Genomic DNA, 20,331 nt, shown 5'->3' on the forward strand with positions numbered 1-20,331 from the left:
TGTTGTTCAAATCTTAAAGAAATACTATGAAGAATCCGGTGATCATATTTGGTGCGAACAATCTGGGGCGCGCTGCAAGGGACATATTTGAAAGTAACGATATTGTAATTTACTGTTTTCTTGATGATGATAAGTCGTTGCATGGTACCGAGATGGATGAAATCAGCGTGCTAGGCAAGACCGATGATGATGGCTACCTGAAGCTTATTGGTAAAAAGTGTGAAGCGTTTGTAGCAGTCGATGAAAATAAATACCGGAAAGGTATTGTTAAAATGCTGAATGAGCGTAGAAAGGTGATGCCGGTAAATGCAGTTCACCGGGCAGCAGTGATAGCAGAAACCGCTCATATTGGTCATGGCAACTTTGTTAATATGGGGGTTAAGATTGCAAATAATGCCAAAGTTTCAAACCATTGTATACTGCACACTAATGCTGTGATAGACTACAGTGCAGAGATAGGGGATTTTGTGCAGGTGGGAGCAGGGAGTGTGGTTAATTCTGGTGCAGTAGTAGAAGATGAGGTTTTTATCGGGTCAGGTGTAACCATAGTGGGAGGTGTTAAAATCGGCAAAGGTGCGAGAATAGGAGCAGGGTCAGTTGTGATAAAAGATGTTGAGGCCGGAGAGACTGTATTTGGTAATCCTGCTATGCCAGTAGAGGCTTGATGAAGCAGTACATCGCCGATAACGTTTATTTAATAATAAAAAATTTCTTTATCACAGCTAAATGGCTATCTTTTGAGGCTTTAACGCTTGTATGAATGGGAAAATTTCCGGAATCCGAACTAATCCTGAATAAGGATAAAAGTGTTTATCACCTTAATTTAAAACCAAAACATATCACGGATACCATTATTACTGTTGGTGACCCCAGCAGAGTATATATGGTTAGTAAGTACTTTGATGATGTTGAGTTTGAAATGAACAGAAGAGAGTTCATTACACATCGAGGCACATACAACGGTAAGAAGATTACCGTGATAAGTACTGGTATGGGTACTGATAACATTGAGATATTTTTTACAGAGCTTGACGCCTTGGCTAATATTGATCTGAGGAAAAGGGAGGAAAAGAGCCGTAAAAGGAAACTGAAAATAATCAGGGTAGGTACTTCTGGTGCATTGCAGGAAGATATACCTCTAGGCTCTCATCTGGTGTCAGACTATGCCGTTGGTCTGGATACGCTTATGTGCTTTTATGATTTTCAGCAAGAGGGTAAGGAAAAAGAGATCGGGGAGATGTTGCAACAGCAGATTGGTTTGCCGTTTACTCCTTATGTTGCCCGCGGGTCGCAGTCATTAAAAGAGCAGATAGCTGGCGATATGGTTGTTGGAAATACGGTGACATGTCCTGGTTTTTATGCTCCACAAGGGCGAAAGATAAGACTGGATCTTAAATATCCAAAGCTGATGGAAACGCTGAATTATTTCCATCATGATGATTTCTGGTTAACAAATTTTGAAATGGAAACTGCCGGATATTACTCGCTAGGACGCATGTTGGGGCATGAAGTATTGAGTGTAAATGCGATCATTGCCAACAGGGTTCAAAGCAAGTTTGCCAAAAACTCAACGGAAATAGTAGATGACCTGATCAAAAAGGTGTTGGATCGCATTTAATCTAACATGTCTTTATACTCTTCATGTCAAGAATTTGCTGTTTTGCAAATGAAGGATCGTAGTTGTTATAAAACCCAGAGAGGATTTTATGGGCAATGTGTGAAATGATCAATTCCTCATCGTCTTTACCTTCTTTTCCGATCCAGTAAACGCGTTTGGGATGTCTCTTCATGTCCTCTACATATTCACGAGCTTTATTGTACTGCTCTTTAGTATAGTTGAGCCTGAAGGTTGTTTCTACTGTTTTCATATCATGAAAGTTTTAGGTAGCATATACCACTATTACAATCATTATGCCACTAAAAAGTTCTTTATACGGCGTTTAATGAGCTTTATTTTGTTAGTCGTTGCCCGTGAACGATCATTGATGTTCGCTGGTGGGATAACCTAAATAATGTTCTTAAACGGTTTTTTTTCTTGTAAATTTGCGGCTTGAAGGACATACATAATGGTTGATTACGAGATGCATACCCTACCTAATGGGATCCGGGTTTTACATAAACAGGTTAGCAATACCAAAATTGCACATTGCGGCTTTGTGCTAGACATAGGTAGCCGGGATGAAACAGAGGAAAATCAAGGGATAGCCCATTTTTGGGAGCACATGGCCTTCAAGGGTACGCGCAAAAGAAAAGCCTTTCATATCCTGAACCGTATTGACTCCGTAGGAGGAGAAATTAATGCCTATACCACTAAAGAAAAAATAGCATTCTACGCTTCCTTACTTGATAATTATTTTGAAAAGGCTGTAGAACTGCTTACAGATATCACTTTTGACTCAATTTTCCCCGAAAAACAGATCGAAAAGGAACGTAATGTGATCCTTGAAGAGATGGCTATGTATTATGATAGCCCTGAAGATGCCATCCAGGATGATTTCGATAGCCTCGTATTCCAAGGGCATCCTCTGGGTATGAATATCCTGGGTACAGCGGATAGTGTCAGATCATTCCATCGCGATGATTTTACTGAGTTTATCAAAGCTAATATCAGCACAGAAAGACTGGTGTTCTGTTCAGTAGCCAACCTGCCTTTTAAGAAAGTAGTAAAACTTACAGAGAAATACCTGAAGGATGTTCCGGCATTTGCAGCAGATAGAGAGCGTCAACCTTTTAATACTTACAAGCCTGCCATTAAAAAAGTGAATCGTAGTCTTACACAGGCCCAATTTGCCATAGGTCGTGGAGATGCATATTCCGACAACTCTTCCAAAAGACTACCTTTTTTTATGCTGGTCAATATTTTAGGAGGTCCTGGTATGAACTCCCGTCTGAACCTTGCACTTAGGGAGAAACATGGTTTTGTTTACTCTATAGATGCCAGTTATCAGGCCTATACGGATACCGGTCTGTTCGGTATTTTCTTTGGAACAGAACCTAAACAACTCAATAGAAGTGTTCGTTTGGTAAAAAAAGAACTCCAAAAACTGAAGGAGAAACCTTTGGGGGTGAAGCAGCTTCATACGGCTAAAGAGCAGCTCATGGGGCAGCTGGCTATGGCAGAAGAAAATAATATAAGCTTGATGCTTATGATGGGAAAGAGTATATTGGATAGAAATAAGATAGAATCTCTTGACGAGATCTTCAATAAGATTAAAAATACAACAGCAAAAGAGTTACAAGACCTGGCTAATGAAATGTTTGACGAGGCTCAAATGAGCCAGTTAATTTTTTTACCTGAATAAAATATGGATTTTTTAAGCGAAGAGCTGCAACGTTACGTTGAAGAACACACTATCCCTGAAACAGAACTCCTTAAAAAACTGAACAGGGAGACCAATGCTAAAATAATGAACCCCAGGATGTTGTCAGGTCACTTACAAGGGCGTATCCTGTCAACTTTTAGCCATATGATCAAGCCGGGAAATATTTTAGAGATCGGGACCTATACCGGTTATTCGGCTATTTGCATGGTGGAGGGGTTGAAAGCAGGAGGTAAGCTGTATACCATAGATATTAATGAAGAGCTTGAAGATATGGTGAGAGGCTATTTCAAAGAGGCTGGCCTGGAAAGTAAAGTTGATTACAGGATAGGTAATGCACTGGATATCATTCCTGCCCTGGATGTTACCTTTGACCTGGTATTCATAGACGCAGATAAAATCAACTATTCCAATTATTTTGATTTGGTAATTGATAAAGTAAATGCCGGAGGTTTTATAATTGCAGATAATGTGCTCTGGAGCGGCAAGGTGGTGCAAGAAGGAAAAATAGATAAAGATACCCAGGCCTTGCTTGATTTTAATAGCAAGATGCATAATGAAGAACGTGTGGAAAACGTTCTTTTCCCTGTTAGAGATGGATTGATGGTCATGAGAAAAATTTAAAATAATAATGTCATTACGAATACCGCTTACTCTGATTCTTTTAATTCCTGTCTGGGTTTTTGCTCAATCACCACGTGTGCCTTCAAGAATGGAATTTGCCGGAATCAAGCTTCGGATAATGGAAGATGCTCGAAATGAGATACAAAAAGATGTTAATGCCCTGACAAAAAGCCCTAAGTACTTCAATATAAAAGTGGAGCGGGCTAAAACGTATTTCCCCATCATTGAGCGCGTATTTAGAGAAGAAGGACTTCATGATGATTTTAAATACCTGGTATTGCAGGAGAGTGCTCTGATACCCGATGCGGTATCTGTTTCTAATGCTGTAGGGTTTTGGCAGTTTAAAGATTTTACAGCTATGGAAGTGGGCTTGAGAGTTGATAAGCATGTAGATGAGCGTATGAACATCGAGGCAGCGTCCCGAGGGGCAGCAAAATACATGAAGAGGAACAATGAGTTTTTTGATAACTGGCTTCATGCGCTGCAGGCTTATCAGATGGGGGCTGGAGGAGCGATGAGAGCTCTTGGTAAAGGCAGTAGTGGTGCTAAATCCATGGTCATAAATAAAAAGACATACTGGTATGTGAAAAAATATCTGGCACACAAAGTGGCTTTTGAAGGGGCTGTTTCGGGGCCGGGAGAAACAAGACTGGTGGAGTATCACGATGGTAAGGACAAAACTTTAAAAGAGATATCAGATGAAACTGGTGTGAGTTTGGAGCAGCTTCAGGATTACAACAAATGGTTAAAAAGAGGTAAAATCCCTGATGACAAAGCCTATACCGTTGTGCTTCCTGTGTCCAAATTAGATAATATTCAACTGGCGGTTTTGGAAAGCGAGCCTAAAATGGAAAATAGGCGACAGATTGAATATCATTTTCCTGTCAGAGATAATTTTCCTGAAATCGAGGATTTTAAGGAGGCAAGAAAGGGACATGTTGTAGAGATAAATGACCTTCCTGGTATCATTGGAGCTGAGGGAGATAAAATCATTGACTTGGCCAGGAAAGGTGATGTGGACTTGAGTAAATTTTTAAAGTATAACGATATTCAGATCACTGACCCGATAATTGATGGACAGGTTTATTATTATAAAAAGAAAAAAGCCAAAGCTCAGGCGCATTACTATGTGGCTCAGCCAGGGGAAACTTTATGGTCAATTTCGCAAAAATTTGGGCTAAGGTTGAAGAAACTGATGGTTAAAAACAGGATCAGTGAGGAAAAAGAATTGCAGGCTGGCAGAGTGCTATGGCTACGGTATATCAGACCAGCCCGAGTTGATATTGAATATAAGAAGGTGGTTAAGCCACCGGTAAAGGAAGTCCCGGAAAATTCAGAGAATATCTATGCAGAGAAGTTAACAGAGAAAGAAAAGGTCGAGAAGGAAATGGCAGTGGCGAAACCTGAAATCAAAGAAGATAAAGTTCATGTTCCCGCTCAGAAAGACTCAGTTTTTTCTAAAGGTATTGATAATAAGCCAGGTACGGTATTATCGGTGTCCGGTCAGGAAGCAGAAGTGTCAGTGCTGGGGGTGACAGGAGAAGAGGAAGAATATGTGAATGAGGAAACAGAAGGAAACTCAGGTGACGAATATGTTGAGGAGGATGAAGAGAAAGAGGAATATCATGTGCAAAATATACATAAGGTGCACATTGTACAGCCTGGACAAACCCTTTATTCAATTTCAAAACTATATAATGTGACGGTTACTGACCTTTTGGAGTGGAATAAGTTGAAAATTAACGATAAGCTCAGTATAAATCAAAAACTGTTGATTATGGAATCTCCGAATATGGAGAATCTTGAGGCTGAGCAGAAAGTTAAAGAAAAGAATGAGGAAAAAGTATCTGAGGAGTCCTATAGCTATCATACCGTTAATCAGGGAGATACCATTTACAAAATAGCCCGCTCTTACAATGTTACCATAGAAGAGTTGATGACCTGGAATGATAAGGAGGACTTTTCTATTAGTTTGGGTGAGAGAATAAAAATTAAGAAAAAGCAAAGCAACTAAGGCCAGATTTGCTTAAATTAAGCAATTTATTGGATAGATATAAGCAATATTATAAAGAGGTTTTAATCCTCTGGCTTTTATCATAAGAAAAAAAGTATTTAATTGTTATGTTTGCAAAATCAGACTGAAAAGAACAATATTTTTATGTTTTGGTCTGGAATTTTCATTCAAATTTGTACTTTTAGAAATAGTAGATTATTAAACTAAATTTTAGAAAGTTGACTGACTCTAAAGCGATCGATTTAGTAATGCTTGTAGACGATAATGATACTGATAACTTCATCAGTAAAAGAATTATCGAAATCACAAAATTTGCTAATAGGGTTGAGGTGAAAAATTCGGGCAAGAGTGCTCTGGATTATTTGAGAGAAAATCAAGACAACGTTGAGAACCTCCCAAATCTGATATTTTTGGATATCAACATGCCGATAGTAGATGGATTTGTCTTTTTGTATGAGTTTGAGAAATTCAACGACTTAATAAAAGATAAATGTAAGGTGATTATCCTTTCCAGTTCTGACAATAAGAGGGATATTGATAAGATCGTTAATAATAATCACGTTATTAAATTCATCACTAAACCACTTACAGAGACAGCCCTTGAGGAGGTTAAAATAAACAATCTGTAAACATCTTCGTTTTAATCTTAATCTGATTTTAACCTCTTAAGATTGAGTAAATGAAACACATATTTTTGCCGGTGCATGCGTGTGCTGGTTTAATGTTTTTTTTAGTTTCCCTAACCGGACATAGCCAAACAGATACTACTTATTGGAAAAAAGACCTGAGAACCGGTCTCAGCTTTAATCAGGCATCCTTTTCAGATAATTGGCAAGGAGGAGGTGTTAACTCTATTGGCTTAAATACCTTCCTGAACTATAAAGCCAATTACCGAAAAGGTATACATTCTTGGGACAATGAGATAGACCTGGCCTACGGAATCATCAAAAATGAAGGCCAAAGCAGTCGAAAGTCGGTGGATAGGATTTTTCTGGATACTAAATATGGTAGAAAACTTTCTGATAAATGGGACTTCTATACTTCATTGTCGTTTCTATCACAATTTGACAAAGGATATGAATACGATGTCGAGGATCCTGGTACAGGAGAGATATATGATAAGCTTATCTCGAATTTTATGTCTCCAGCGTTCGTCACATCTTCCTGGGGTGTGGAGTACCATCCGGTAAGCTATTTTAATATACGATTTGGTCCCTTTTCACCTAGAATGACTGTAGTTTCTGATGAAGGTGTTGCCGTCAATGGAGAAGTAGATGGGGAGCCTGCACGGTACGGAGTACCTGTAGGAGATAAGACCAGATTTGAATGGCTGGCTTTTCAAATGGTGGCTGACTTTAATAAGGATATAGCCAATAATCTAAACCTGAAATGGAAATACATGCTATTTGCCAACTATGAGGAGCTTGAGTTTAGAAAGGTAGACCATAGATTGGATGTTTCAATAACAGCTAAGGTTAACAAATTTATTGATGTAGCCCTCGGAGGAATTCTGATTTACGATTATGATCAGGTAGACGAGGTGCAGATAAGTCAGGCACTTAACCTGGGAGTGGTTTACAAGTTTAAAAACTATACTGATAAAAAAGAATAAGATCAAGGGCCCGAACAAAGGGCCTTTTTAATTGAACCAGTTCACTTTGAGTTATTCAAGACAGCAACCTGTAGTTCCATCTTTTCATTTCTCGTAATATACAATTGCTGTTCATTTGCATCCAATACCATATTTTGATTCCAAGTATGTTGATAATCTGCCAAAAGACCTCTACTTCATAAAGAGTCATGTATTTCCGAAGATAGAGGGAAAAATAAAATTGGATAGTAGTTTGGGAGCTGTTATCAGGTAGGGGGCAGTGTTTGGCTATGAAAGGTTAGAAGCCGAGGTGCAGACACCGTCGGCTCTTTATTATTATGGGAATAGGATTAAAAGTCGGGATCCAGTCCAAGGCGTTCCCTCAGCTGCTTTACAATCGGATTTTTCTCAGCCAGGTAGTTGAACTTGTCGCTATTTGTGTACATTTTTCTTTTCGACTCTTCCTCAATCATCTCTATTTCAAGACTAATTTTACCATTTTGTAGTTTAGTTTTTAGGTAAGTAATCAAGTCAGCTCTGAATTTGTCCAGTATATCAATGTTAACCGGGTTGGTGAATTTGATTACAATGGTGGTACCATCTTTGAGGTAAGTTTCCTGTTGGAGCACCATGTGTTCGAAATTTTTTCCTTCGGCTAGCTTTTGATCAGCAAAGTCCCGCCAGTGTTTTTTTAGCTGTTCAAAGGTGAATGGAGTGTTTCCAAAGTACTCCTGCTCCTCAGTCTCATCTTTTTGAGAAGTGTCTTCATCCTTTTTGTTAGCAAGTGCATTGAGGTCGGTAGGTACCTTTATAGTGCTTTTTAGCTTAGAAGAGCTTAATCGCTTTGAAGCTGAAGGTGTTACTTTTTGCGTAGGAGCCGGTGTAGTAGTTTTACCACTAGAGGTATCCGAAGTCGAAGTTTTGGGTTGGTCTTGTTCTGCGGAAGATACGGTTTCTTTGGCTACATCACTTTTTTTTTTATACCATTATCAGAAGTTTGATTGGCAAGACTAACAGCAGCATTTACATAAGTCAGCTTCATTAAAGCCAGCTCAACATGGAGGCGCTGATTTTTGCTTCCTTTATAGCTTAAATCACACTGATTGGATATGTTTAAGGCAGTTAGCAAAAATGACATGGAAGCTTTATTGGCCTGTTCAATATACTTTTCCTTGGTGTTGTTCGGAACTTCCATTAGTTGTACCGTAGCATTGTCTTTGCAAACCATCAAGTTGCGTAAGTGCTCGCTAAGTCCTACAATGAAATTGTGACCATCAAAGCCCTGCTTCAGAATTTCATCAAAGATCAGTAGTGTCTGAGATAAGTCCTCTGCTAATAAGTGATCCACCACCTTGAAATAGTACTCATAATCCAGAATATGAAGGTTGTTGATTGTGGATTGATAAGTTACATGTCTGTCTGATGAGAAGGTAACAATAAGGTCAAAGATAGATAAGGCGTCTCGAAGAGCCCCATCAGCTTTTTGAGCAATAAGGTGCAAAGCCTCTTCTTCAGCTTTAATATTTTCTCTGTCAGCAATACCTTTTAAGTGTATAGCAATATCAGAAACCTGAATCCTGTTAAAATCAAAAATCTGACAACGTGATAGTATAGTAGGTATTACTTTATGCTTTTCAGTGGTAGCGAGGATAAAAATGGCATAGGGTGGCGGCTCTTCAAGAGTTTTAAGAAACGCGTTGAAAGCTGCATTGGAAAGCATGTGAACCTCATCTATGATATATACTTTGTACTTGCCATATTGAGGAGGGTATCTTACCTGGTCGATCAGATTCCTGATATCATCTACGGAGTTATTTGATGCGGCATCCAGCTCAAAGATGTTGAGGGAGTTTCCTTCACTCTTTTCATCAAACTGGTTGATCATTCTGGCTAAAATACGGGCGCAGGTAGTTTTTCCAACACCACGAGGCCCACAAAAGAGCAGTGCCTGTGCCAGTTGGTTATTATCTATAGCATTTTTTAGTGTAGTAGTGATATGTCCCTGACCTACTACCTCATCAAAACCCGTTGGCCTATACTTACGCGCTGATACCACAAACTTTTCCATCGCTCGAAGTTAAAAAAAAGTGACTGGATATGAGAAGTTATTTCGTCCAAAAAATTCGGATGAACTTAAAAACCAGTTAAAAACACATTTATATAAAGATAAATATATGCTTCTATTTTTTAAAATGACCATTTAAGTCCATTGGTTAGGGAGTAAACAAAATTATTTATGGGGATGATCGGTTTGTCCTCATACTGAGCTGAAAAGCTCGTTAAGAAGGATAATTTATCCGTAAGCTGCATGCTAAGGACTGCATCGCCACTTAATCTGTTTCTAAATATTTCCCCTTCACGGTCATAGCCCCCCTGATAGTACAAAATCACGTCAAAACTTACATGGTCATTGAAGTCGAATTTTCCGTTTATATAGTCGCTGGTCTTCCATAACTCCTTTTCAATGATGGTTCCGTCTTCTGTTACTGACTTCCAATGTTCTTCTTCATACATGGCTCCAACACCAAAAAAAACTTCAGATTTTTCGGTAGAACTTATTCTGAATTTAAATCCTCCGCCTTGAAGAAATCTCAAGGGCATCATGCGACCATCGTCATATTGTACTTGTGAAAATAACTCGTAGGATACAGTCCTTTTACGAAGAAAATTTATTCTGAAATGGGCGTAACCCGTGCTAATCATTGGTCCGCCAGTCGATTTGAAGTAATTAATCTTATTGATAAGTATATATGCATGTTTATCAGCTATATATACTAAGTCTGCATTGGCCTCTAATCCCGTGAAGGTAATATTCTTTTCAGCAGTGGCGCTTCTATTATTCAGGTTGAAATTGAAGTTGACGTTTCCTATGAAATATTTCGAGGAGTCGGAGTCGATACTCCCTTTATCTACTTTTAGGATTTGCCCGTTTACATTTAAACCGGTGAGAATCAGTGCTAGTATAAGAACGTATTTTGTCATGACGCGAAGTTAAGTAGACAAGCCAATATAAGGAAAGAAAATGAAACAGTTGATGAAATGAAGTAGTCGTTAAATAACATATATGTTGTAACATGTAATATTTTGTCATAATTCTTTTTGAAAGAATTATATTACATCTCGTAATAATTAACAGAATAAAATTTGTTATTAGTAGCGGTATTTCCGAATTTCGACTACCCGTTTAAATCCGATTAATTAACCAAAAACCAAATTAAAGCATGAAAAAGATTTATCTTTTTATGAGAATCCCATGCTTTTGTCTCATTGCGATTTTTTTGTTAATGCATGAGGTTACTGCCCAAAATAAACAGGCGGTACATCAGGGTGTATTACGAATAAAAGTTGCAGAGACAACAGCATCTTACTTACAAAAGGCGCAAATGTCCAGGACTTCCCAAGGGTATTTGCGTACAGGAAATGTGTCGTTGGATAGAGCCATGACAAATAGCAAGGCCACCAACATGAAACGCGTTTTCAGACATGGAGGGAAGTTTGAAGCGAAACATCGCAAACACGGACTTCATCTTTGGTATGAAGTGGAGATCGATGAAAACACCGATGTCAACCAAGCTGTATCAATGTTTGGAGAGTTGGCTGAAGTCATCGAATCTGAGCCTATATATGAAAAACATATAGGCGGTCGTGAGCGGATGTTGTCAGAGGCTAAAATAATGATGCCTTTGAATACAGCGCCTGACGATCCTCGGTTCGTAGATCAATGGCACTATAATAATACAGGTCAGACAGGGGGAACCCCCGGGGCTGATATTAGTTTATTACAGGCCTGGAATACTGAAACAGGCAATAGCCAGGTAATTGTTGCAGTTACAGATGGTGGTATCGACGTGGATCACGAAGATCTTGCCGCTAACATGTGGGTCAATACAAATGAAATCCCTAATAATAACATAGATGATGACAATAACGGGTACGTCGATGACATCTATGGATATGGTTTTGGGGATAACACGGGTGAGATCCCCGCAGATTTACATGGTACTCACGTTGGGGGTACAGTATCTGCGGTTACCAACAATGGTATTGGAGTATCCGGCGTAGCCGGAGGAGATGGCTCAGGTAATGGTGTACGACTAATGTCTTGTGCCGCTTTTGGGGCTACAAGTACAGGAGGTTTTGCAGAAACCTATGTTTATGGCGCTGACAATGGTGCGGTTATTTCTCAGAACAGTTGGGGTTATACCACTGCTGGAAATTTTGAGCAAGCCGTGCTAGACGCTATAGACTATTTTATAGCAGAGGCAGGTTACGACGAATTGGGTAACCCTGTTGGTCCTATGCAAGGTGGCCTAGTTATATTTGCCGCTGGTAATGACGGTTCTTTTGGAGAGTATTACCCAGGATTTTATGATCCGGTACTTGCTGTTGGTGGTACAGACCACAACGATGATCAATATGTTTCTTCAAACAGAGGAGACTGGGTTGATGTGGCGGCACCTGCGGTTAATGTACTAAGTACATTCCCTAACAACCAGTACTCTTCGATTTCAGGTACTTCTATGGCTTGTCCTCACGTATCAGGACTTGCAGCGCTAATTGTTTCCCAGAGTATTGGTAACATTACCCCTGATCAGGTATGGGCCAGAATAGAGCAAACCGCAGATCCCCTGCCAGGGCTTGAGTTCTTGGGGTCAGGAAGAATTAATGCTTTTGCAGCTCTTCAGCAAGATGATGGAGTGGCACCGGCAGATGTTAATGATCTCTCTGTAGCTGGGGTTGACCTTTCTAGTGTTACATTACAATGGACAGCTCCAACCGATGCGGGTAACGGATCGGCATCATCTTATGATGTGAGGTATTCAACTTCGCCCATTACTGCGGCTAATTTTGATGCAGCTACCCCAGTATCTGATCAACCCAAAGCATCATTGGCAGGTACACTGGAAAATTATACCGTTACAGGGCTGAGTTCAGCAACTGAATATTACTTTGCCATCAAATCAGAAGATTTCTTTGGCAATGTGTCTGGTATCAGTAATGTAGTAACAGCTACTACAGATGATGTGCCTGTGGCTTCAGTTTCCCCGTCTTCGTTAACCGCAGACTTGGTTACCGGTGAAACCGAAACTCAAACATTGACCATTACCAATGATGGACAAGGTCCTCTTGAATTTGATGTTTCATTCGGAGGAACGGTATTTACCCCGACCGTTGCTTCCAGCCAGCCTAAAACTATTAAGCCACATGCTAAAACGCTATCTACCAAGAAGGCTTATACGCAAAGTGGTGTTCAGGTATTAGCAGGAGCACAATACAGCACTGGTTTCGAGTCTTTCAATACAGGTACACTGGACAATCAGGATGGGTGGTCTACTAGTAGCTCACAGGATTATGACATTAGTACGTCCATGCCATTTGCAGGTGCTAAACATGTATTGGGAACATCTACAGCAGCTGGTTCTAATTCTCTGGCCTTTGGTCCTAATGTTGGAATTGGTTCAGAGGCTTACTCTTCGACTTCAGCAAAAATTAAGATCGAAGGTGAAGGTGTTACCTGGCAATACATACCTCAGTCTCCTACTGCCGAGTTGGTAGTGACCCGATTGAGCTTTGACGCCGATGGTGGTATTTCTGTTCTTGATGGTGATGCCGGTGATTACGTTTCTATTCCTCACGCTATTCCTTCAGGTTACTTTGATCTGAAAATGGTTGTGGATAGAGAAACGTTTGATATGAATATCTACTTCAACAATGAGTTGGTATTTGTAGGTAAAGCTTTTACAGGAGATATCGAGCAAATTGTATTGCTATCTCCCATGGAAGCTGTAGGTAGTGAGTTTTACATGGATGATATTCAGATCTATGACGGTGAAATCGATACCTATCCATTCCTAAGTGCTGATATTACCAGTGGCACAGTAGCTGCAGGTCAGTCTCAGGATATTCAGGTTACTTTTGATGCTACAGGTTTGTTTGGAGGTACTTATCAGAATGAAATACAGATAAGCACCAATGATCCGGCCAACGCAGCAATCGTAGTGCCTGCCACTTTGAATGTTGAAGGTACAGGTAAACCAATTGTTGCTGTTAATCCTGAGGCGTTGGGATTCCTTGATACTTTTGTGGGAGGTACAGATAGCCAAGTGCTGGATATCACCAATGGAGGTACTGAGATACTTCAGGTAAATGATATCAACTTCACTTCGCCAGATTTTACTGTTATTGCAGGGGATACAGCTTTTACGCTTGCTCCATTTGAGAAATATCAGATTACTGTACAGTTCTCACCATCTTCTTTAGGAGAGATCACTGGTAACCTGGTAATATCAAGCAATGATTCTGATGCTCCTGAATTGCAGGTACCCGTAAGTGGTACAGGTGTTGAAGCTCCAATTATAGCTGTAACCCCTTCTTCACTGGAGGCTGAGCTGGAAAGAGGAGATACAACTTCAAGAGTATTAACAATAACTAATAATGGAGTGGCAGCACTCAATTATGCAATAGAAGTAAGTGCTGCGGAAGGAGCCTCTCTGGCATCAGTTAGCATGGAGCTGCCCGCCAGGGCCAGCAGAGCCATGTCGATGGGTGCCGTGAAGCAAAGTTCTGCCGGAACCTTTGCCGGAATGCAGGTATTGTCCAATGTACATTTATCTGCGGAAAATGTGCAGGTGCTTATTCTGACACCAGATGATGACGTTTCTGATTTAGAGTCAGCTTTAAGTGCTTTTCCTGATATTGATGTAGCAAGATACCCCAAAGCTTCACTTCCGGGAATTACACTGGCTGATGTTGAAGGTTATGATGTTATCATAACCACTAATAATACGCAGTGGCAAGCAGGTGGTAACGTAAGTCCCGGGCTGATTGGTGATCTGCTTGCAGATTATGTCGATCAGGGTGGAAAGGTAATCGCTAACTGCTTTGTTTATGATTACGATGCGTGGGCACTTGATGGTCGATTTATAACCGAAAACTATGGGCCATTTACAGTAAGTAGTACTGACTTTACTAACGATGTTACGTTGGGTACAGTTCATGAGCCGGGCCACCCTGTCATGGAGAATGTATCCGCTATTGGCAATACATACCTGTTCCAGAACCCAGGTGTAGCTTCAGGAGCTACTTTGATCGCCGATTGGTCTGATGGGAACCCTTTTGTAGCAGCTAATGATAACGTAGTAGCATTGAATTTACTACCTAGTAGTGGTGACGGTGTTCCTGGCTGGACAGGAGATCTGCCTACACTATATCATAATGCCATCATGTGGCTGTCAGGAGCAAGCTTTGTGTCAACTGATATTAAGGAAGGTACTCTTGCATCCGGTGAGTCTGTAGACGTTAAGGTTGCTATAAGTGCCGAAGGACTTGAGGCAGGTTTATATGAAGCTAATCTGGATATCACATCTAATGATCCCGTTAATAGTTTAGTTCAGGTGCCGGTTTCTTTGACTGTACTTGGGCCAGCTGTTTCTGCTAACCCTGGATCTTTTGATGTAACTGTGATCAAGGGGCTTTCTGAAACACATCAGCTTACTTTATCTAACAAAGGTTCTCGCGATGCCGATTATATCATCGATATCGTAAATGGAACTCCTGAGCCAGAGCCTACCTTCAGTGCAAGTTATGCAAATACGGCTCCTAGAAGCAATGCCTTCAATGGAACTGTTTTGGATGTCACTGCAGCAGTAGCTAAGGGTGCAAGCCAATTGGCAAATGGAGATGATATTTATAGAACTGGTTTTGAAAACTTTGCTTCCGGAAATATTAACGGACAGCAGGGGTGGACAGGTCAATACGGAAACTGGAGAATTGAAGCGACTAACCCTGCTACAGGAAGTCAGCATTTCAGAGGTTTGTCTGATGGCCTTGGTCAGTCAGCTGCTTTTACTCCTCAATTAGAGATGGGTGGAGAGACTGTAGCTACAGCGTCTATGGATATAGATCTGGAAGCCGGAGCATCATGGTGGATCTCTACGGAGTCTTCTACGGCTATCAACGCTCGTGTGGTATTTGATCCTCAGGGTAATGTAATAATGGTTTCTGATGATGGTGCCGGAGGTGCTACATTGGATACTTTGACTTACAGTGCGCCTGATGATTATTTTAATATCGCATTTGAAGTAGATAAAGTATCTGGAAACTTCAAGTTCTATATAGATAATGTAGAGGTATTTGAAGGGAAAGCCTTCTCTACGGATCTTGAATTTGTAGCCATAGTTTCTCAAATGGAAACTGCCGGACCTACTTTTGATATGGATAACCTGTCAGTTTATGAAGGTGCATTAGTGCCTCCATTCCTGAGTCTGTCAGATTATGCAGGATTGATCCCTGCCGGGTCGAGTGTTACGCTTGATGTTGAATTTGATGGTTCTCAAATTGACTTCGGTACTTACTTCAGAGATATCCAGGTATTTATTGGCGGAGCGTCTAATCCTGATATCGTAATCCCTGCAACATTTACTGTTACAGGACAATCTTCAGTGGAGGTTACCCCTCAGGTACTTGAGCAGGTGGTGAACTACCAGGAAGAGGAGGCTACCTCATTCATGATCAAAAACACAGGAGGTAAAGACCTGAATTTTGATATAGGTGTGTTTGGTGCTGACCTTGAAGATCAGAGAATGCGTATGGCGGAAGCCAGAATACCAGCTGCTTCAAGAGCTAAATTCGAGAAAAGTTTGGCATATGAAGCTACTCAAACACGTTCTGCAAGTGTAGTTCAACTGGTAGAAGGTGAAACCATCTTTGCAGAAAACTTCGACGGAGGTACATTCCCTCCAGCAAGCTGGACTATAGCTGATAATGAAGGGTCTGGTTTAGTGTGGAGCACGCTTGCAGATCAGGAGTTAGAAAACTGGGCTGGTTCAGGAGAGGCAGCTTCTGTGAACAGTGATGCTAATCAGGGAGTAGAGTTTGACACTGAGTTGATAACTCCTGCTATTGATATCGCTGGCAGAACCGGAATAGTAGTGCAGTACAATGCCAACTACAGAAACTTTATCGGTTCAGATTTCCTTGACCTGGAAGTGACCACGGATAATGGTGCTACCTGGACTACGGTACTTAGCTGGAACGAATCACATGGTACAGGCTTTGGCGCTCCGGGTGAATTCGTAGTTGCTGAACTGGATGCTTATGTGGCAGGAGCTTCTGAAATGAAGTTGAGATGGAGATACTATGATCCTAACTCAGGTGACTGGGATTTCTATGCACAAATTGATGATATCCAGGTATTGGCAGACGCTACTACATGGTTGACAGTTTCTCCTGCAAGTGGTACTGTGCCAGTGGGAGAGGAGCTGAAGATCGATGTTACATTCAGTGCAGCCAAAGTTGATGCGGGTGAATACTTCGCTGGTATTTTGGTGAACAGTAATGCAGCCAATATGCCTGTTGCATCTGTATTTGCTATGATGAAAGTGCTGAGAGCTGCCAATATTGAGGTTAGCCCTACTTCTTTAGAGCAGGTACTGGTTACAGGTTTCTCTGATACCCAAACTTTGAACATTACTAATAATGGAGAAAGCGTGCTGAGGTACGAATTGGGAGGATATCTGAAAAACAGTAAGGTTGTATCTGTAAGTAAAGAGGGTGCCGAAAGAATAGCGCCTAACCTGAGAACTTCTCGTTACGATGGAGAACTGTATCAGGGTATAAAAGCTATCTCTCTTTCTAATGTAGAGCAAGATGCAAGTACTTTGGCTTATGGTACCGATTTCGAAAGCTTCGATTTGGGTGATATCAATGGCCAAAACAACTGGTTAGCTCAATATGGCAACTGGACGGTTGAAGCAGAAAATGCAGATAGCGGTGAGAAGCACTTCAGAGGCCTTGCTGACGGACTTGGTCAGTCACTCGCTATTACTCCAGGTGTAGGTATTGGCACTGAGCCTGTATCTTCGTTTACTACTGATGTTAATGTTAGTGGAACAGGTGTAACCTGGCAGATCATACCACAGTCTACCACTGCAGAACTTGTTATTACAAGGTTGCAGATAAGTCCTGACGGATCTATGGAGGCACTTGTAGATGATGGCGCCGGTGGTGGTGTATACGAAACTGTTATTGATGCTGTAAGTACTTCATACTTCAACCTGAAGCTTGAAGTAGACAGAGCAACCAGCGAGTTTACAGTATTTATAGATCAGGAAGCTGTTTATACAGGTCAGGGTTTTGCAGGTGATATTGAGGAGGTAGTTGTACTTTCTTTAATGGAGACTGCAGGTCCTACATTAGATCTGGATGACTTGAATATTTGGGACGGAAATGCTCCGATTCCATTCTTGTCAGCTAACCCTGAGTTTGGAAATATTGCATCTGGTGAAACCGTAGAGATCGAAGTTACTTTCGATGCTACAAACCTTGAGAAGGGTATTTACAAAGATCAGATCATTGTATATAATAATGATCCTGACCAGCCTGAGGTTGAAGTGCCAGTAACGCTAGAGGTGATCAACCCTCCTGTACTGGAAGTTTCTCCTGATACTATCATTAGTGATGTGGTGCTGAATACAATGAAAGCACATACAGTTACTATCGCTAATGCTGGTGAGGCTAATCTTAGATTCGGATTTGTAGGTTATGGAGATGCTCCAATACCTGGTGAGTTCAGAAGAGAAGATGACTTTGGTCCTGAAAGAAGGAAAAAAATGCAGGAGGATCTTGAAAAGTCGAGAGCATACGATCCTGCAAGACCTGTAACCTTCATGGAAGGCGAGCGGTTACTGTTTGAGGGCTTTGAAGGTACTACTTTCCCTCCTGAAGGATGGACGTTAGTTGATAACGAAGGTACTGGAGTAGTTTGGGAGTCTTCAGATAATAACTATACCGGAGGCACTGGAAAATCTGCGATTGCCAATAGCGATGCGGCAGGTACTGCAGAATTTGATACCGAGTTGATCACGCCTGAGTTGAATATTGAAGGTAAAGAAGGTGTGGCTGTTCAATATTATGTGAACTACCAAAACTACCTCAACCAGGATTTCCTTAATCTGGATATCAGTACTGACGGTGGTAGTTCATGGACCACTGTTCTTAGCTGGAACGAGGATCACGGAAGTTTATTCAATGTTCCTGGTGAGTTCGTAAGTGTACCTTTGGATGAGTACCTTACAGGAGCATCTACCATGATGCTGAGATGGCATTATTATGACCCTAATACCGGTGATTATGACTGGTATGCGCAGATTGATGATGTTGAAATTATCTATGAAGGTATCCAGTGGTTAACTGTTGATCCGGGACAAGGTATGGTCTCAGGTGGTGAATCTTTAGATGTAACCGTAACCTTTGATGCTACCGAAGTCGAAGCGGGAAAGTATGTAAAAGACCTTCTTTTACTGACGAATGTTCCTTCTGAACCGGAGAAAGTACTTCATATGGTGATGAACGCTGTGGGTATTGAGCCACTGACTCTTGAGTCATTATGTTCTGATAATCCTGACCAGGAAAGAAGATGGAGCGTTTACAACCCTAATAGCTTTGAAGTAGATACCTACTGGTTTATTGTAGGTTCGAATGAGGGTGACAGTCTTACTGTAAAACCTGGTGAGAATATCTTTACCAGCAATACTTTAAGCGACAGACCAAATACGTTGAAACTGAAGTGGCTGGATGAGAATCAGCACCCTCAGGAAGCGATCAAAGAGTCTGCTTTCAACCCTTGTAGTATTGAAGAGCTTACGCTTGAGTCGCCATGCTCTAACAACCCTGATCTATTCAGAAGATGGAAAGTAAGCAATGCTAATCCATTCGGAATAATGGTGAACTGGGAAGTAATGGGTACAAATCAAAGCGGTAGCTTATGGGTGGCCAATGGAGTTACATACTTCTATACAGAGGCCATAAGTGGTGATAACACTGCCAGAGTTACTTGGTTGGATGCTGAAGGCGTTGAGCACGAAGCGGTTCAAACATCAAGTGGTGAGGTTTGTGATATAGATAACTCTTGTATGGGTGGAGAGGTGATCTCATTCACGCAAGGTTTGAGAAAGAAAGGTACCATGGTACCGCCACGTAGAAGTAACCCAGAACTAGCCCTTGGAACACCGGAAGAAAACAGTGAGATCAATTTTGTTTCTCTTGGTTTCGGAGGTGAGTTAGTGATCAAACTCAATAATATAGTGGCTGACCAGCCAGGTGATGACTTCATTGTATTCGAAACTACATATAATGATGTGGATGATGAGTGCGGAGTTTACCCTGAAACAGCCGATATTTATGTGTCTGACAACGGAGTTGATTTCTACTTTGTAGGGTCAGCCTGCAAGGATGCAGCGTTTGATATTTCAAAAAGTGGTTTGATGGATATCCAGTATATCAAAATAGTGGATACTTCAGATATCAACTACAAAGGCTTCGGTCCGGCAGCAGATGGTTTTGACGTAGACGGTATACACTGTATCAACGCTCACTACTCAGCGGCGAGACACTACGACTTCGGCTTGCCGAATACCGTACCTAACGAGCCTTATGAGAAAGCGATAACTACTTTCCCTAACCCATTCCAGGATAAGATATCCGTAACTATGGAAGTTGAGGAAGAGGGAGTATATGAAGTGATGGTACATGACATCTACGGTGCATTGATCTATAAAGGAAAAGCAAACTCTTCACTGGGTGAGCTGAGAACTGAGATTGATGCCAGAGGATTTGCCAGAGGTACTTATACCATAACCATTACCTCAGAGGACGAACGCTACAAAGAATCTAATCTGTTGATTAAGAAGTAGTGTTTTAATATAGGTTGAATTGGAGAGGCCGTCTCAAAAGTCATTTTGGGACGGTTTTCTTTTTCAACAGATTTAGATGTTTTTAGAATT

General features: G+C 41.0%; 13 protein-coding genes. 8 read left to right on the plus strand and 5 right to left on the minus strand.

Features of this window, described 5'->3' with window-relative positions; translation table 11 throughout:
* The first annotated feature begins 26 nt into the window (after nt 1–26).
* Nucleotides 27–665 (plus strand): acetyltransferase, encoded by a 639-nt coding sequence (locus JMN32_RS13640; RefSeq protein WP_202856871.1) that lies wholly within the window; start codon nt 27–29, stop codon nt 663–665.
* A gap of 95 nt (nt 666–760) precedes the next feature.
* A complete protein-coding gene (locus JMN32_RS13645) occupies nt 761–1,618 on the plus strand; it encodes a nucleoside phosphorylase (RefSeq protein WP_202856872.1) in 858 nt (285 codons plus the stop codon).
* A gap of 1 nt (nt 1,619) precedes the next feature.
* Here the strand turns inward: JMN32_RS13645 and JMN32_RS13650 are convergent, their stop codons facing one another.
* Nucleotides 1,620–1,868 (minus strand): hypothetical protein, encoded by a 249-nt coding sequence (locus tag JMN32_RS13650; protein WP_202856873.1) that lies wholly within the window; start codon nt 1,866–1,868, stop codon nt 1,620–1,622.
* A gap of 198 nt (nt 1,869–2,066) precedes the next feature.
* Here JMN32_RS13650 and JMN32_RS13655 point away from each other — a divergent pair, with 198 nt between their 5' ends.
* The 5 genes from JMN32_RS13655 (at nt 2,067) to JMN32_RS13675 (ending at nt 7,570) form a co-directional block, all read left to right on the plus strand.
* Nucleotides 2,067–3,302 carry a M16 family metallopeptidase gene (locus JMN32_RS13655; RefSeq protein ID WP_202856874.1) on the plus strand — a complete coding sequence of 412 codons (1,236 nt, stop codon included), beginning with the start codon at nt 2,067–2,069 and terminating at the stop codon, nt 3,300–3,302.
* A 3-nt stretch (nt 3,303–3,305) separates the two neighbouring features.
* Complete coding sequence (locus JMN32_RS13660) at nt 3,306–3,944, plus strand: O-methyltransferase (protein WP_202856875.1); 639 nt, start codon at nt 3,306–3,308, stop codon at nt 3,942–3,944.
* 7 nt (nt 3,945–3,951) lie between these two features.
* Entirely contained in the window at nt 3,952–5,958 is a 2,007-nt protein-coding gene (locus tag JMN32_RS13665) for a LysM peptidoglycan-binding domain-containing protein (RefSeq protein ID WP_202856876.1), read from the plus strand.
* A 248-nt stretch (nt 5,959–6,206) separates the two neighbouring features.
* The gene (locus JMN32_RS13670) at nt 6,207–6,587 is read left to right on the plus strand and encodes a response regulator (protein WP_009581197.1); all 381 of its coding nucleotides are present in this window, start codon (nt 6,207–6,209) and stop codon (nt 6,585–6,587) included.
* Nucleotides 6,588–6,637: 50 nt separating this feature from the next.
* On the plus strand, nt 6,638–7,570 hold the full coding sequence (locus JMN32_RS13675) for a DUF3078 domain-containing protein (protein ID WP_202856877.1): 933 nt from the start codon (nt 6,638–6,640) through the stop codon (nt 7,568–7,570).
* Nucleotides 7,571–7,625: 55 nt separating this feature from the next.
* Here JMN32_RS13675 and JMN32_RS27750 read toward each other — a convergent pair whose 3' ends face one another.
* The 4 genes from JMN32_RS27750 to JMN32_RS13690 form a co-directional block, all read right to left on the minus strand.
* Nucleotides 7,626–7,760: a DUF6768 family protein gene (locus tag JMN32_RS27750; RefSeq protein ID WP_394369171.1), complete on the minus strand. Its 135-nt coding sequence runs from the start codon at nt 7,758–7,760 to the stop codon at nt 7,626–7,628.
* 139 nt (nt 7,761–7,899) lie between these two features.
* Nucleotides 7,900–8,181, minus strand: a complete 282-nt coding sequence (locus JMN32_RS13680; RefSeq protein ID WP_202856878.1) for a hypothetical protein — start codon at nt 8,179–8,181, stop codon at nt 7,900–7,902.
* 329 nt (nt 8,182–8,510) lie between these two features.
* Nucleotides 8,511–9,617 (minus strand): DNA polymerase III subunit gamma/tau, encoded by a 1,107-nt coding sequence (dnaX, locus tag JMN32_RS13685; protein WP_202856879.1) that lies wholly within the window; start codon nt 9,615–9,617, stop codon nt 8,511–8,513.
* A gap of 119 nt (nt 9,618–9,736) precedes the next feature.
* Entirely contained in the window at nt 9,737–10,531 is a 795-nt protein-coding gene (locus tag JMN32_RS13690) for a DUF481 domain-containing protein (protein ID WP_202856880.1), read from the minus strand.
* A gap of 239 nt (nt 10,532–10,770) precedes the next feature.
* Here JMN32_RS13690 and JMN32_RS13695 point away from each other — a divergent pair, with 239 nt between their 5' ends.
* Nucleotides 10,771–20,241, plus strand: coding sequence for an Ig-like domain-containing protein (locus JMN32_RS13695; protein ID WP_202856881.1), 9,471 nt, complete (start codon nt 10,771–10,773; stop codon nt 20,239–20,241).
* The last annotated feature ends 90 nt before the right edge of the window (nt 20,242–20,331 follow it).

The organism is Fulvivirga marina (assembly GCF_016775155.1).
Lineage (GTDB): Bacteria > Bacteroidota > Bacteroidia > Cytophagales > Cyclobacteriaceae > Fulvivirga > Fulvivirga marina.